Source organism: Tahibacter sp., from assembly GCF_032229445.1.
Classification (GTDB): domain Bacteria; phylum Pseudomonadota; class Gammaproteobacteria; order Xanthomonadales; family Rhodanobacteraceae; genus Tahibacter.
The window spans coordinates 1-14905 of the sequence record NZ_JAVTWC010000106.1 but is presented as its reverse complement, the minus strand read 5'-3'; the positions used below and the strand labels follow the sequence as shown (position 1 = coordinate 14905).

General features: G+C 67.1%; 12 protein-coding genes. 5 read left to right on the top strand and 7 right to left on the bottom strand.

The features are described from left to right. Window positions 1–79: 79 nt before the first annotated feature. Complete coding sequence (locus RUU78_RS19210; RefSeq protein ID WP_313919202.1) at window positions 80–679, bottom strand: LysE family translocator; 600 nt, start codon at window positions 677–679, stop codon at window positions 80–82. 188 nt (window positions 680–867) lie between these two features. On the opposite strand from RUU78_RS19210, the gene RUU78_RS19205 reads away from it, so the two are divergent. Both RUU78_RS19205 and RUU78_RS19200 read left to right on the top strand, forming a co-directional pair. Then, entirely contained in the window at window positions 868–2247 is a 1380-nt protein-coding gene (locus RUU78_RS19205) for a PLP-dependent aminotransferase family protein (RefSeq protein ID WP_313919200.1), read from the top strand. 130 nt (window positions 2248–2377) lie between these two features. Continuing rightward, window positions 2378–3808, top strand: coding sequence for a delta-60 repeat domain-containing protein (locus RUU78_RS19200; RefSeq protein WP_313919199.1), 1431 nt, complete (start codon window positions 2378–2380; stop codon window positions 3806–3808). Between the two features lie 83 nt (window positions 3809–3891). Here the strand turns inward: RUU78_RS19200 and RUU78_RS19195 are convergent, their stop codons facing one another. From RUU78_RS19195 to RUU78_RS19170, 6 genes are all read right to left on the bottom strand, one after another. Beyond that, window positions 3892–4692: a MipA/OmpV family protein gene (locus RUU78_RS19195; RefSeq protein ID WP_313919196.1), complete on the bottom strand. Its 801-nt coding sequence runs from the start codon at window positions 4690–4692 to the stop codon at window positions 3892–3894. Window positions 4693–4849: 157 nt separating this feature from the next. Beyond that, the gene (locus tag RUU78_RS19190; protein WP_313919195.1) at window positions 4850–6133 is read right to left on the bottom strand and encodes a HAMP domain-containing sensor histidine kinase; all 1284 of its coding nucleotides are present in this window, start codon (window positions 6131–6133) and stop codon (window positions 4850–4852) included. A gap of 31 nt (window positions 6134–6164) precedes the next feature. Further along, complete coding sequence (locus RUU78_RS19185; protein WP_313919231.1) at window positions 6165–6848, bottom strand: response regulator transcription factor; 684 nt, start codon at window positions 6846–6848, stop codon at window positions 6165–6167. Between the two features lie 85 nt (window positions 6849–6933). Continuing rightward, on the bottom strand, window positions 6934–7920 hold the full coding sequence (locus tag RUU78_RS19180) for an aspartyl/asparaginyl beta-hydroxylase domain-containing protein (protein ID WP_313919193.1): 987 nt from the start codon (window positions 7918–7920) through the stop codon (window positions 6934–6936). Between the two features lie 74 nt (window positions 7921–7994). Continuing rightward, window positions 7995–11087, bottom strand: a complete 3093-nt coding sequence (locus RUU78_RS19175) for an efflux RND transporter permease subunit (protein ID WP_313919191.1) — start codon at window positions 11085–11087, stop codon at window positions 7995–7997. Then, window positions 11084–12421: an efflux RND transporter periplasmic adaptor subunit gene (locus tag RUU78_RS19170; RefSeq protein WP_313919190.1), complete on the bottom strand. Its 1338-nt coding sequence runs from the start codon at window positions 12419–12421 to the stop codon at window positions 11084–11086. Before RUU78_RS19170 ends, RUU78_RS19175 begins: the two co-directional genes overlap by 4 nt. Before the next feature lie 472 nt (window positions 12422–12893). Between RUU78_RS19170 and RUU78_RS19165 the strand changes: the two genes are divergently transcribed. From RUU78_RS19165 to map, 3 genes are all read left to right on the top strand, one after another. Further along, a complete protein-coding gene (locus RUU78_RS19165) occupies window positions 12894–13259 on the top strand; it encodes a hypothetical protein (RefSeq protein ID WP_313919188.1) in 366 nt (121 codons plus the stop codon). Between the two features lie 354 nt (window positions 13260–13613). Then, the gene (locus RUU78_RS19160) at window positions 13614–14093 is read left to right on the top strand and encodes a VOC family protein (protein WP_313919187.1); all 480 of its coding nucleotides are present in this window, start codon (window positions 13614–13616) and stop codon (window positions 14091–14093) included. 132 nt (window positions 14094–14225) lie between these two features. Further along, window positions 14226–14905: type I methionyl aminopeptidase (map, locus tag RUU78_RS19155; protein WP_313919186.1), on the top strand; the 680-nt coding region annotated here is incomplete at its 3' end.

Below are 14905 nucleotides of genomic sequence, written 5' to 3'. Positions count from 1 at the left end.
ATCAGATGGAGATCGTTGCGAGCGCCAAGGATTGCTCGCCCAAGCGTGCAGCCGGTGGGCTCGTTTGCGGAAGCCGCGGTCAGAACGCCGCAACCAGCGTAGCCATCGCACACCCCGCAAGCCCCAGCGCCATGACCGAATTGAACGCGCGGCGGCGGCGCGCATCGGCCAACCAGTGCTGCAGGCGCGCGCCGAGCGCCACCCACGCCATGACGCTGGCGAAGCTGATCACCGCTTCGAGCACGCACATCGCGGCGAGTCGCAGCGCGTGTGCGCCGGACGGTGCCAGCACGAGCGTTGTACCGGCCAGCGCCAACGCCCAGCCTTTGGGATTCACGAACTGCAACGCGACGGCTTCGACGAAGCGTGGCGGCCGTGCCGCATCGCGCCGCACGCCCGCGTCGCTGCGCAGCAGGCGCCAGGTCAGCCAGGCGAGATAGCCCGCCGAGGCGAGCGCGAGCACACGCGACAACCACGGCGTCGCCGCAATCGCGCCCGCCACGCCGAGCGCCGACAGCACGATGAGGCCGGTGCAGCCGACCGTGACGCCGCAGGCGAGCGCCAAGCCGGCCGGTCCGCCGAAGCGCGCGCCAGTTGCCGCGGCCAGCGCGTTGTTCGGTCCCGGCGTGATGCAGGTGACGAACGCGAGCACTGCGAATGCGGACAGTTCGGTAGTCATTGCCAGCTCCGTGAAAGCAGGAAAGCAGCGAGAAGAGTGAGAAACGCGTCGACGTTGCGGCGCTGCTGCGCTTGCTCGTTTCTCACTCCACCTCCCTGGTTCCTGAAATGTCAGGCTTCCAGCCTACGCCGCGGCGGCAGTACAGTACCGATACACTTCTGGCCGGCTCGGCCAATACAGTGAGGCGCATGGATACCGACCCGCAGCATTCCTCCCGCGTCGATGCGTGCATGGCCTGGCTGCGCGCGCGCATCGACGGCCGTGTGTTCCGCGCCGGTGCGCGCGTGCCGTCGGTGCGCGAACTCGCGCGTATGCTCGATGTCTCGCCGTTCACCGCCGCGATTGCTTATGAGCGCATGGCCGCGGCGGGTCTGATCGAGGCACGGCGTGGTTCTGGCTACTACGTGCACGCTTTGCCGTCGCCGGCCACGCGCGTCGCCATGCCGTCGTCGCAGGTGGATCTGAAGTGGCTCATGCAGCAGATGCTCGACAGCGGACGCGCCGCGCGCGGTCCCGGCCTCGGCGTAGTGCCGGCCGAGTGGCTAGATGGCGACGCGCTCGGCGCGACCTTGCGCGCAATCGGTCGCGAAGGCACGGGGCGTCTGCTCGAAGGTGGTACCGCGCACGGCTACGCGCCGCTGCGCGACGTGCTTGCGCGGCGCCTCGATGCCTTCGGCATCGTCGCGCACGCCGATCAGATCGTCCTGACGACCGGCATCACGCAGGCCATCCATCTCGTGCTGCAGACACTGGTCGCGCCCGGCGACACGGTGCTGGTGCTGGATCCGTCATGGTTCGGCGCGCTCGGCATGCTCGCACTGCGCGGCGCGCGCGTCGTCGGTGTGCCGTATACGGCGGGCGGGCCGGACATCGACGCGCTCGACGCGATCGCCCAGGACATACGGCCGCGCCTGCTGCTGCTCAACAGCGTCGCACAGAACCCGACCGGCCTTGCGCTCGATACCGCGAAGGTCGAGCGCATTGTGCAGATCGCGAAAGTGCACGATTTCCATGTGTTCGAGGACGACGTCTACGCGGACCTGTGCGATCCGGCGCTGCCACGACTCGCCGCGCACGATGGACTCGATCGCGTGATCTACGCGGGCGGCTATTCCAAAACCCTCGCGGCCAACCTGCGCGTCGGCTACCTCGCGAGCGGCGAAGACCTCGCGATGGCGTTCGCCGACACGAAGGTGCTGACCGGCTACACCACGCCCGAAGTCAACGAACGCGCACTGCACAAGCTGCTCGCCAGCGGCCGCTACGCGCGGCATGTCGCCGCCTTGCGCGGGCGCCTGGATACGCATCGGCGCAGGGTGCTGCGGCTGCTCGAGCGCGAAGGCTTCGCCGTCTACGGCCGTCCCGAATACGGACTGTTCGCCTGGGTCGACATGGCCTGCGATACCAACGAACTCGCGCTGCGCGGCCGCGAGCGCGGCCAGCTCGTCGCGCCGGGCAGCCTGTTCTCCCCGACGCAGCGCGCGAGCCGGTTCATGCGCTACAACGTCACGACGCCAATCGATGCCGCGCTGCGTGAACTGTTCGATATTGCGAGACGCCTGGCCTGAATCCACTGGCCGCGAGGACTGTGCGCCGGTTTTTCGCAAGAAGAAGGAACCGCGCCAAACGCCTGTGCATGTCACGGTTTCAGCGTGGATTGCGTAGATACAAGGCCAGTTTCTCTGCAGGTATACGCTCATGTCACGCTTCGCCGCCGTTGCGCTGTATGCGCTCTATCTCATCGCCGGCGCCGCCCACGCCGGTGCCGAGTACACCGATCAGTTGGTCGATTCGCGCTTTGCGCCCACGGCTTCGCCAGCGAACTGGCGCCGCGTCTTCAGCAACGGAACCGTGGACGAGAAGGGTGTCGCCGTCGCACGCACGCCGGACGGCGGCTTCGTCTCGCTGATCTCGGTGCCCGGCGGCAGCGTCGGCAGCAAGATCGGCCTCGTCCGCTACGGGCCTGACGGTGTTCTGTTCACCGGCAGCTTCGGCAGCAGCGGCAAGGTGATCAAGGACGGCCAGTTGGCGGAAGTGCGCGCGATGACGGTCGACAGCCTGGGCCGCATCGTCGTCGTCGGTACCGCGGCCGGGCCGGGTGGGGTCAAGGATTTCGGCGTGCTGCGCTTCAATCCCGACGGCAGCGACGACACGAGTTTCGGGGTCGCCGGCCGCGCCGCCGTCGGCATCGAACCGGTGGTCGCGATGAGCGACGACCAGCCGGTCGCGGTGGTGGAACAGGTTCTCACCGGCGGCGCGAAGCGCCTCATCATCGCCGGTAACAGCTTCATGACGTCGAATATTGGCACGTTCCAGGTCATCAGCCTGATCGGCCTGCGCAACGACGGCAGTTTCGATCCCGATTTCGGCGCCTACGTCGACCCGAACTTCGGTGGACGCACGACGCAGCAGTATTTCGGGTCGGATGCCTCCTATGCGGGCGGCCTCGTAAAGCTGCCCAACAACAATCTGATCGTCGTCGGCACGCGGGTGCTGAGCGGCACCGACACCGATTTCGGTGCGTGCTATTTCGCTTCGGTCGGTGTGCCGTATTCCAACAGCTGCGCCAGTTACGCCATCGACGAGCCGGGGCCCGGCGGGTCCATCTATGACGGTGCCACGGCGGCGGTGCAGACCAGCGCCGATACCTTCGTGCTCGCCGGCAACGCCAGCGGCAGGATGGCCGCGCTGAAACTCAAGCTGGTCAGTTCGGCGCTGGAAATCGACACGACGTTCGTCGGCAGTAGCATCGCCGGCAGGCCCAACCGGTTCGTCAGCCCTACGGCGGGCACCTACGTCAACGACGTCGCGGTGCGCAGCGACGGCAGCCTGTTGCTGGCCGGATACTCGAACTCCAGTGGCAACATCAGCGGCGCCATGACTCGGCTGCGCCGCAATGGTTCGCCCGATACCACGGGACTGTTCAGTCCCACCGGCCTGGCCGCATTCAGAGCGCCCACCTTCAGTGGCACGGTGAGCTTCTCCACCGAGATCACCAAGGTGCTGATCGATGCGGGCAGGCCGGTGCTGTACGGCTCGTCGCCCGACAACGCGTCGGCAGCGACCGACTACGACGGCGTGCTGACGCGGCTGATGTCGGATCTGATCTTCGCCAGCGGGCTGCAGTGATACACAACGGCTAATTGTTCACGCGCGGCTCCGATGCATCTCGCAGCCGCTTTTCTTCGGGAGCCAGAGCGGACGCCGGCTACTCAGAACCGGCGCGAAAAGCCGATGAACAGCGACGCCGTTCCCCTGGTATCGGGCTCGATGAACGGACTTTTCTCGATCTCATCCGGCAGGCGGCTGTATTTGGCGTTGCCGATCACGGACCACTTCTCGCCGAGCGGCCGGAAGAACGACACGCCGATGTGTGGAATCGCGAGTGCGTCGAGCTTGTAGTCGACGACACCGCGTGCGACTTCCTTGTCCAGCGTTCCGTAGTAGTAGCTCGCCATGTCTTTCGACAACCAGGTGACACCGACGTTGGGGGTTACGGTCGCCTGGCCCAGTTCGAACGGATAGCCGTACTGGATCGACAATTCCTGGCCGCCACTGGTGTCTGTCACATCGGCGAGCAGCTCGAGCTCGAGTTCGCCGGCAGCACCGCTCCATTTCATCCCGAGCCCGGCATCCAGTCCGTCGTCGCGATCCTCGAGCAACCGGTAGTCCAGACCGTTGCGCGCCAATTCGCCGCGGCCCAGGTCGTCAATCTTGAAACCGTCCATGCGCAGCTTCGCGATGGCCGAGAGTTCGAAGCCTTCCAGGCCCAGGATGGTCCAGCCGGCGGTGATGCCGCGGAAATAGAATCGCTCGCCCGTATAGGTCACGAGCGGAATCGGAATCACGCGCGTGCCTTCGCCGGCATACGGACTGTCGGAGAACAACGTGGCCACGCCCAGTTGCCAGCCACGCGGTGGTCCGCCCGGCGATTCATCATCGGAACCCTTTGTTTGGGCGGCAGCGCTGAACGACAGGCCAGACAGCAGCACGGGCCAAAGAAATTTCTTCATGGGAAACCTGATCTCGGTGAGTGGTTGAATGATCGGTGCGCGAGTGTGTCCGCGCGGTGCAGGAATGCGCGAGGGCGAACCGCCACGACAGGATGACGGGGCGATGTCGCCATAATGTCGTGCGGTTGCCGGCCCACTGAACGGCGGCTGTCGTTGCTCACAGCGAAATCACGCTGGCGGCCAGGTCCAGCGTAGCGCGCGTGCCGCCGAGCGCGTTGGATTCGATCGAGAGCTTCCAACCGAAGCGGTCGCAGATGCGGCCGATCAGGAACAGCCCGAGTCCCTGGCCGCGGACCGGCGCGGAGTGTCGCAGACTGTCGCGGTAGCGCCGTGCTGCTTCGACCGGATCGAATCCGCTGCCGGAGTCCGCGACGCAGATGACGCCGTTGCACAGCGTCAGCTCCACATGGCCGATGTCGGTGTTCTCGATGGCGTTGCGTATCAGGTTGCTCACCGCGATGCGGACCATCGCCTCGGGAGCCGCGACGAAGGTCGTATCGAGTTCGCCCGCCCGCAGCCGTGCAGGCTTTCCGCGTAGCAAGTGCTCGTGATCGTGTATCAGTCGCGGCAACAGCTCGTGCAGCACGGTCACGTCGACCGTCTCGTCCGCAGTACTCGCTTCGCGCGCGAGATACAGCAGCGCGACCATGGTTTCCGACAGGTCTTCGACCGCGTGCCCGATCCGGTTCAGTGCCGGCTTCGACGAATCGGGAAGCGAGAGTTGCCTGAGTACGTCGACGGCACCCGAAATCACCGCGATCGGCGTCCGGAATTCGTGGCTGGCCTGATCCAGCAGGCTGCGCTCGCGCTCGACGAAGCGCTCGACCCGTTCCAGATGCGCATTGCTCGCGCGCGCGATCACTTCGATTTCCTCGCGTCGGTACGTGGTCGGCAGTCGTGCGCCGACGGTGGCCGGATCCATCGCCTGCATGCGATCCGCCAGATCCCGGATCGGCCGTACGAGGTTCGCATGCAGCCAGCTGATGACGCCGACGACCAGCGCCAGGACGAAAAGCATCCAGCCCGCGCTCAGCAGCGAATCGCGGTTCTGCTGGTCCTCCAGCGCGGCGATATCGATCATCGTGATCAGCCGACCCGGCGGAAGGTCGGTGACGAGTGCGTGGAAGCTCTCGTCCGTCGTCAGGGAATTGCGCCACCCTTCCGACGAGTAGTAGCCCGGAGAGCGTTCGGCAAGATAGTCGGGCACCAGCGAAACGTCGCGGCCCTGTTCCACATACCAGGAGCGGATGATGCCGGTCCCCGGAAGCCCTGCAGCATCGCCCCGTCGGACGCGTGCGGCGTGTTCAGCCGCCAGGGAGTCCAGCATGTCGGCCCAGATCTTGTGTTCGACCAGCCGCTGGCTGCTGAATGCCTGGATCGTCAGTGCCGTTACCATCACCATGCCGAAGACGATCAGCGCGGCGCTGATCCACGCGTGCACGCTGCGCGGCGCACCGCTCGACCGCGTCGGCCTAGTCAAGGCCGCACAGCCGATAGCCGGCGCCGGGCACGGTATGCAGCAGCGCTTTTTCCGCGTCCCCCTCGATGGCCCGGCGCAGCACGTACATGTGCGAGCGCAGCAGGTCGGTTCCGGGCGCACCGTCATCGCCCCAGGTCGCGTGCTCCAGGCGCGTGCGCGTCACGACATGCGGGCTTTCGCGCATCAGCAGTTCCAGCAGGCGGCGCCCGGTGCGGGTCAGGACCACGCGCCGGCCGCCGCGACGGGCTTCCATCGTGCGCAGGTCGAACCGCAGATCGCCCACGACGAGCACGTCGTCCGGTACCGCGGACTGCTTGCGGCGCGAGACCAGGGAGCGCAGGCGAACCTCGATCTCGGGCAGGGCCACCGGCTTGACGAGATAGTCGTCCAGCCCGGATTCGAAACCGTCGATCTTGTCCGCCAGCTGGTCGCGCGCCGTCAGCATGATGACCGGGACCTTCTTCTTCGCCTCGCCGCGCAGCCGCCTGAGCACGCTCAGGCCGTCGAGCCGCGGAAGATTCCAGTCGAGCAGGATCGCGTCGTAGTCCCGGGACGATGCGAGGTGCAATCCCGACAAGCCGTCGGGTGCTGCGTCGAGGCTGTGTCCGCAGGCCTCCAGATAGTCGTAGAGGTTGGCCGCCAGCTGCGCATTGTCTTCAATGATCAGGATGGACAATGATTCTTTGTTCACTCTATCGCACCTGTGTTGACCGGACGCCTCGGGAACCGCGTAGGCATTCTCGCGTCGGAGCGGCGGCGAACTACGGCACCGCGGCGAGCGCGGCGCCGTCCATCGACGCTACTGCGGAATAGGCGAGCAGGAACGCGGACACGACGATCGCCGCGTCGAATGATAGCTGCAGCATGACACCGGCCGAACCCCGGGGCTGCTTCAGTTTCCGGGCGATCGCCCGCCAGCTTGCCAGAGCCGTAGACAGCCAGCCGGACCAGTCGCGCCGGTCCTCCGGCGTATTCGGTTCCGCCATGGCACGCGCCGCCACGCGATAGAGGGCACTGAACGCGCGACCGATGATGTTCATCGGTCGGTCCACCTCGCATACGAGGATGAGCCGCAGCTCGCCCGATCCGTTTCGTGCGTAGTGCGGATAGGTGCTGTCGACCACGAAGTCCTCGCCGTCGCGCCAGGACAGCTGGGTTCCGTCCACGTTGATGAAGCAGCGATCGGAGTTCGGCGTCTCCAGGCCCAGGTGATAGCGCAGCGAGCACGCCAGTGGATCGGCGTGCAGGCTCAGTCCGTCGCCCGCCGGGAGCACGGAAAACATCGCGGCGCGAATCCCCGGAACCTGCTCCAGCAGCCGCACCGATTCCGGGCACAGGCGCCGTGCGGAGCGATGCGGCTTGCCGTACCACTTCAGGTAGAACGTTTTCCAGCCGGGCTTGCGGAAGGTGCGGAACGCGAGGTCGTACCGTCCGGCCGGGTGCCGTGTCCGCGTTGCATCGGATTCGCTGGCCAGATGCAGCGCGAAGGCCTCGTCGCGGATCTGCGCCCAGCGCTCGCGCAGGATGGCGATTCCGCTCAGGTACGCCGCGTCCATCACTGGTCGTCGGGCATATCCGCACGTGGCGAGGTACAGCAGGCAGTTCAGCGGCGCGAGCAGTGGCCAGCTCCGGCGCAGGTAGTGCGAAAAGCTTGGATAGCGCGCCCGCCCGCGCCAGCGGTAGACGTAGCCGATGGACGCTACGACGTAGAGCACGATCAACGCCGTTGCCAGGATGCTCAGATTCATTTGTGCCTCGCTGTTGCGTGAAGCGTGTTTTGGCAAATGCGCTGCCGTCCAGGAAGTCGCGGAGAAAAGTCCTCCTAGGGACCGGGACTGATTTGAAATCCTGCCGCGTCGCGAATCCGCGCCTTGAAAAAACCGATCGCATCGTCGATCCCGCTGTAGACGACGGGTATCACCAGCAGGCACAGCACGGTGGACGTGATCAGGCCGCCGATCACGACGATCGCCATCGGCGCGCGGAAGCTGGGATCGGCGCCGAGGCCCAGCGCGATCGGCAGCATCCCCGCGCCCATTGCCAGCGTCGTCATGACAATGGGCCGCGCGCGCTTGCGGCAGGCATCGACGATCGCGCGTCGCCGATTCATTCCGTGGTCGCGGCGCGCGAGGATGATGTAGTCGACCAGCAGGATCGCATTCTTGGTCGTGATTCCCATCAGCATGATCAGGCCGATCAGCGACGGCATCGACAGGTTGGACCCGGTCACCCACAGCGCGACGAAAGCGCCGGGAATCGACAGCGCCAGCGCCACCAGCACGGTCAGCGGCTGCGCGAAGTCTTTCAGCAGCAGCACCAGCACCATGTAGATGCACAGCACGCCCGCGAGCATGGCGAGGACGAATCCGGCGGCGAGTTCGTCCATGGTTTCGGCGTCGCCCGCGGACGTCTGTACGACGCCGCGCGGCAGTGCGCGCAGACCTGGCAGCGCCTCGGCCGCGTGCTCGACCGTGCCGAGCGGCTGGCCGTTGAGTTCGACCATGAGACTGACGTTGCGCCGGCGGTCATGGCGCGTGAGTTCCGCCGGACCGCTGAGGATCTGCAGTGTGGCCACGCTTTCCAGCGGCACGGCCCCGCGCATGCCGGGCACCGGCAGCCGCCGCAATGTATCCAGATCATCGCGGCCCGCGTCGGCCAGCCTCACCACCACCGGCACCTGGCGATCGCTGAGATTGAGCTTCGCGAGCGACTGGCTGTAATCACCCGCGGTCGCGATCCGCAACGTTTCGGCGATCGCCGCCGAGGTCACGCCCAGGTCCGCGGCACGCGCGAAATCCGGAATCACGACCAGCTCCGGCCGCACGAGGCTGGCCGAGGACGTGACCGCGCCGACTCCCGGAATGCTGCGCAGCTCGCGCTCGATGAGGCTCGCCTGCTGCGTGAGCAGCGCGCCGTCCTCGGAGGCCAGCACGAGCTGGTAGCCGTCGCTGTCGCCGCCCGCGCCGACGCGGATGCGCACACCCGGCAGCGCATCCAGCGTGTGCCTGAGCTGGCCCTCGATCGCCTGTCGCGTCGCGCCGCCGCGATCGTGCCGGGGCGTCAGGCTGGCGATGAGCACGGCCGTGGTCACGCCGGTCGCCGGCGCCGCCTCGTCCGGATCGGACGACCCACGGCTGCCACCGCCAACGGCGGTGTAGATCGATTCGATGTGCGCGATACCGGCGATCAGGAGGCGCGCGCGTTCGGCCGCCGCCAGCGTATCCCGCAGTGTGCTGCCGGGCGGCAGCGACAGGGTCACCTGCGTCTGGTTGCCGTCGTCCTCGGGAATGAATTCGTCGGGAAGGCTAGCCGCGATGGCCAGGCCGCCGACGATCAGCAGCACGGCGGCGCCCAGCGTGGCGGCGCGGAAACGCAGGCACGCGCGTACGCACTGCAGATACCGCGCGATCCAGCGCGGACTCCTGCGCCGCTGCGTCGGCGCGCGCAGCAGCCAGGCCGCCATCGTCGGCGTCAGCATGCGCGCGACCACCAGCGAGAAGAACACGGCGACAGCCGCCGTCCAGCCGAACTGCACGAAATACTGGCCGACGATGCCGCCCATCAGTGACGTCGGCAGGAACACCGCCACGAGCGTGAAGGTCGTGGCGATCACCGCGAGTCCGATTTCATCGGCCGCTTCGGTAGCCGCTCGCAGCGGCGTCTTGCCCATCAGCAGATGGCGCTCGATGTTCTCGATCTCGACGATCGCGTCGTCGACCAGCACGCCGGTCACCAGCGACAGCGACAACAGCGAAACCGTGTTCAGACTGAAGCCCATCAGGTGCATCACCGCGAACGTCGGAATGGCCGACAGCGGCAGCGCGACGGCGGCAATCAGCGTCGCGCGCCCGTTGCGCAGGAACAGCCAGACCACGAGCACCGCCAGCGCGGCACCTTCGACCAGCAGCAGCATCGAACCGTCGTAGTTGTCCACGATCGGATCGATGGTGTTCACGGCCTCTGCGAACGTGATCCCGGGATGGGCTTGCGTGAGTTCGTGCATCACGGCCCGCGTGGCCTCGGCGACCTCGATCTCGCCCGCGCCGCGCGCGCGCAGCACATCGAAGGCCACGACCGGCCTGCCGTCCAGCAGCGCCGCGGAGCGCGGTTCGGCGGTGGTATCCGACACGGTCGCGATCCGGTCCAGGCGCAGCCGGCGGCCGTCGCTCAGCGAGATCTCCAGTCCGGCGATGTCGCGCGCTGACGTCGCGGTGGCGAGCGTGCGCACCGATTGCTCGGCGCCGCCGATATCGACGCGACCTCCGGATGCCTCCTGCTGCAGTTCGCGGATCTGCCGCGAGATGTCCGCCGCGGTCGCGTTGAGCGCGAGCAGGCGGTCGGCATCGAGCGCGACGCGAATCTCCCGATCGACGCCGCCGACGCGCGATACCGTGCCGATGCCCGCTACGCCGAGCAGGCGCTTGCTGACCTGGTTGTCGACGAACCACGACAGCGCTTCGTCATCCAGCCGAGACGACGACACTGCATAGGTCATGACCGGTGCACTGGCCAGTTCCACTCTCGTGACGACCGGATCGTGCAGGTCCGCCGGCAGGTTCGCGCGCGTGCCCGACACCGCGTCGCGCACGTCGTCCATGGCTTCCTGCACGGGTTTGCCGATGTGGAATTCCGCCGTGACCGTGGAGACACCGTCGGTCAGCGTGCTCGTGATGTGCCTGATGCCCTGCAGGTTGGCCAGCGCATCTTCGATCTTGCGCGCCACGTCGCTCTCGAGCTGCGGCGGCGATGCGCCGGGCAATGCGGCCGTCACGGTGATGATCGGAAAATCGATATCCGGAAAATTCTGCACCTTCATGGCGAGAAAACCGGCGATGCCGGCGAGCGTCAGCAGGATGAACAGCAGCGTCGTGGCAACCGGGTTGGCAATCGACCAGGCGGAGACGTTGAGGTTCATGACTTGCCCCCGGACGACGCGGCGCGATCGTGCGCTGCGCGCTGCGGTGCGGTGCCATCCGTGGCGTCGCTCACCACGCGCACCGTGTCGCCTTCGCTCAGAAAGCTCAGGCCCGATGCGATGACACTCTCGGACGCGGCAAGCCCCTGCGTGATCTCGATACGGCCGCCGACGCGTCGACCGAGGCTGACCTTGCGCATCACGACGGCCGACGCCGGGCTGACGAGCATGACGTAGTCGAATCCGTCGCGCGGCAGCACCGCGCTTTGCGGCACGGTCAGCGCCAGTCCTTCGCCAACCTCGACATGGCCGCGCGCGAACGCGCCGGCGCGGATCGCGTCATGACGGGGCAGGTCGACATAGATAAGGCCATCGCGCGTCTGCGGGTCGATGGCCGGTGCGACCATGCGCAGCGTACCCTGGACCGACACATGGCCATCGATGCGGATCGTTGCAACCTGTCCCGGTGCAAGCTGGTCGAGGTCGCTCACGGCGACGGCGGCGCGCCATTCGAGCCGGCCGTCGCGGATCAGGCGGAACAGTTCCTGTCCCGCCGGCACCACGGCGCCGACCGTCGCCGTGCGCGACGTGACGATGCCGTCGCTAGGCGCGAGCACGCGCGTCTGCGCGAGCCGCAGGCGCTGCCGCTGCACGACGGCGCGCACCGCGTCCCGCCGCGCGCGCGCGGTCCTCGCGGCGATCACGTATTGATCGACCTGTTGCGCTGACAATGCCCCGGAGCGGTCCAGACCTCGCGCGCGCGTGGCGTTCGCGTCGGCTTCGGCGACCTCGGCGTCGGCCTGTGCGACCGCCGCCTGCGCCTCGGCCAGTTCGGCGTCGACGATGTCGGCGTTGAACCGCGCCAGCACCTGGCCGCGCCTGACCGTGTCGCCGACGTTGACGCGGACCTCGGTCAGCCGCAGCCCATCGGCTTCCGCCCCGACACTGGCCTCCTGCCACGCGGCGAAGTTGCCGCTCGCCGCTACGCGAACCGGCAGCATTTCCTCGAGCGGGCGGGTCACCATCACCGACAGCACCGGCGGCGGCTTCGCCGTTTCGCGGACACTGTCCTCGTCCCTGGCAATCACGGTGAACAGCGCGATCGCCACCACTGTGATTACCGCGCTGGCCAGCGCGATTCGACGCCGCTTCATCGTGAGAATGTCCTCGAGGTTCGATCGTGCAGGGGAATGCATCGCTGCAACCGACAGCAGCGGCGGCGGTTTCATTGCCGGTTCCCGCACGGCGCCTTCGGTGTGCAGGGCGACGGCGACCAGCACGCTCGCTACACCGCTGATGACCGCGCCGGTCAGCGCGATTCGACGCCGCTTCATGGTGGGAGTGTCCTCGACGTTCGATCGGGCAGGCGGACGCGCCACGCGAAAGCGTCGGGTCGCAGCGGCGTCGGGTCGGAGACGATGATCGGCACCGGATGTCGTGCAAATGTCGCGCGCGGCGGAATGCCAGGTAGAGGGCTACAGGCCCGGACTCGGATCCGGTGCCATCGCGACGGGCGTGACCGTGCCATCGGCCTGTGCGAAAGCGGCTCCGCGGTCACGCGCGGTGGCGTTGCCGGTTTCGAATCTGCGTGTCGGAATCGATGCGCAACAGCGTCAGGATCGCAGCGTCTGCGTCAGCGACAGCAGCGAGCCCGCGTTGATCGCGGTGTTCTCACTCCTCCCACTCGGTGCCCGCTCCACGCACAGATCCCGATACGCGTGCGGTGCAATGCCGCATCCGATGGCGTGCCCGACCGCCCATGCTACGGTCCTGCGGCATCGCATCGATGCGCCGCGGAGTCTGGTGGTGAACATCTGTCTCGTCGTCGCCAGCGTGCTGGCTGTGATCGTCGGCGTGATTCATTCCGTGCTTGGCGAACGCCTGATCTTTCGCCACCAGCCGCGCGTCGCCGACGGCGCGCGACGCCACCGGCGCCCGTTCGACATCCTCTGGGCCACGTGGCATATCGCCAGCGTCATGGGCGTGGCGCTGGCCGCAGTGCTGTGGAAACTCGCAGTGATGCCCGAGCCCTTCGCGCTGCGTGAATTCCTGCTGCTGGCCATCGCGCTGGCTTACGCCGTGAGCGGCGTGCTCGTCCTGGTCGGTACGCGCGGACGGCATCCGGGCTGGGCCGGGCTGATCGGTGTTGCGGTGCTGGTCTGGCTGGCGTAGCGGCGGCGGGCGCACGGCGGACCCGATTGTCGGCGTCGCGCGGTCGGTATCGTGCGTGCCTCTGTCCGCGTTCGTGAGGAACGTGGAGGCTTGGCTTCTGGCGAGCGCATCCGCCGCGCAATGCGGGCCGCGAAAATAATCTGCCGGACGATGTCGATTTCCCGGACACGCGTTCGTCGTCAGGGTGGAGCCGGCAACGCGGCCACGCAAGAGACTGCCCTGCGCGCACGACGGAAGCAGGCGACAGAGGCTCGATGTCTGCTGCGCGTGCCGGCCTCGACGACACCGGTTGAACGAAACCTCCGATACCCTCGGTCCTCGACACCCCGATCCCCACGACAACGGGAGCACGACATGGTCAGCAAGAATACGATTTGCCTGTGGTACGACGGCACCGCCCTGGACGCCGCGCAGTTCTACGCCAGGACCTTTCCGGACAGCGCGGTCGGCGCCGTCTTCCGCGCGCCCGGCGACTTTCCCTCGGGCAAGGAAGGCGACGTGCTGACGGTGGAATTCACGGTGCTGGGCATTCCGTGCCTCGGCCTGAACGGTGGCCCGACGTTCAAGCACACCGAAGCCTTCTCGTTCCAGGTCGCGACCGACGACCAGGCCGAAACCGATCGGCTGTGGGATGCGATCGTCGGCAACGATGGCCAGGAAAGCGCCTGCGGCTGGTGCCGGGACAAATGGGGCCTGTCCTGGCAGATCACGCCGCGAGCACTGACCGACGGGATGGCCGACCCCGATCGCGCCGTGGCCAAGCGCGTCTTCGAGGCGATGATGCAGATGACAAAAATCGACATTGCCACGATCGAGGCCGCACGGCGCGGTTGAAAAAACCGGGCCGGGTTCAGAGCCTGACTGTTTCCTGCGCTGACCCGGCCGTCGCGCGCCACCCGATGCAGTCCTCGTGTGTGGCCTCGCCGCGCCCGTTCTCGGGTAGGCTCGGGTTTTCCAGGAGATCACATGACCATCGAAACCGAGGACGATGTCGCGGCGCTCAAGCGCGTCGGCAAGATCGTTTCATACGTGCTTCAGGAGATGCTCGACGCTGCCGAACCCGGCATGACGACGCGCGAGCTCGACTCGCTGGGCGAACGATTGCTCGATCGGCATGGCGCGCGATCCGCGCCGAAGCTCACCTACGGCTTTCCGGGCTCGACCTGCATCAGCATCAACGAAGAGGCCGCCCACGGCATTCCCGGTGATCGCGTGATTCGACCGGGCGATGTCCTGAACGTCGATGTCTCTGCGGAGCTGGACGGCTACTTCGCCGACACCGGAGGAACGAGGGTCGTGCCCCCGACCACTGCGCAGAAGACGCGCTTGTGCCACGCCACCCGCACGGCGCTCGAGCACGCCATGAAGCAGGCCCGTGCCGGCCAGCCCATCAATGGCATCGGTGCCGCGATCCAGCGAACGGCGAGGACCTACGGCTTCAGGATCATCGAGAACCTCGGCAGTCACGGGGTCGGTCGTGCACTTCATGAAGCCCCCGAGCACATTCCGGGATACTTCGACCCGGCGGACCGGCGCCTCCTGAGCGAGGGGATGGTGATCACCATCGAGCCCTTCCTGTCGACCCGGAGCCGCGTGGTGACCGAGACGTCCGACGGATGGACCCTGGTGGGAGCGCACGGCATACA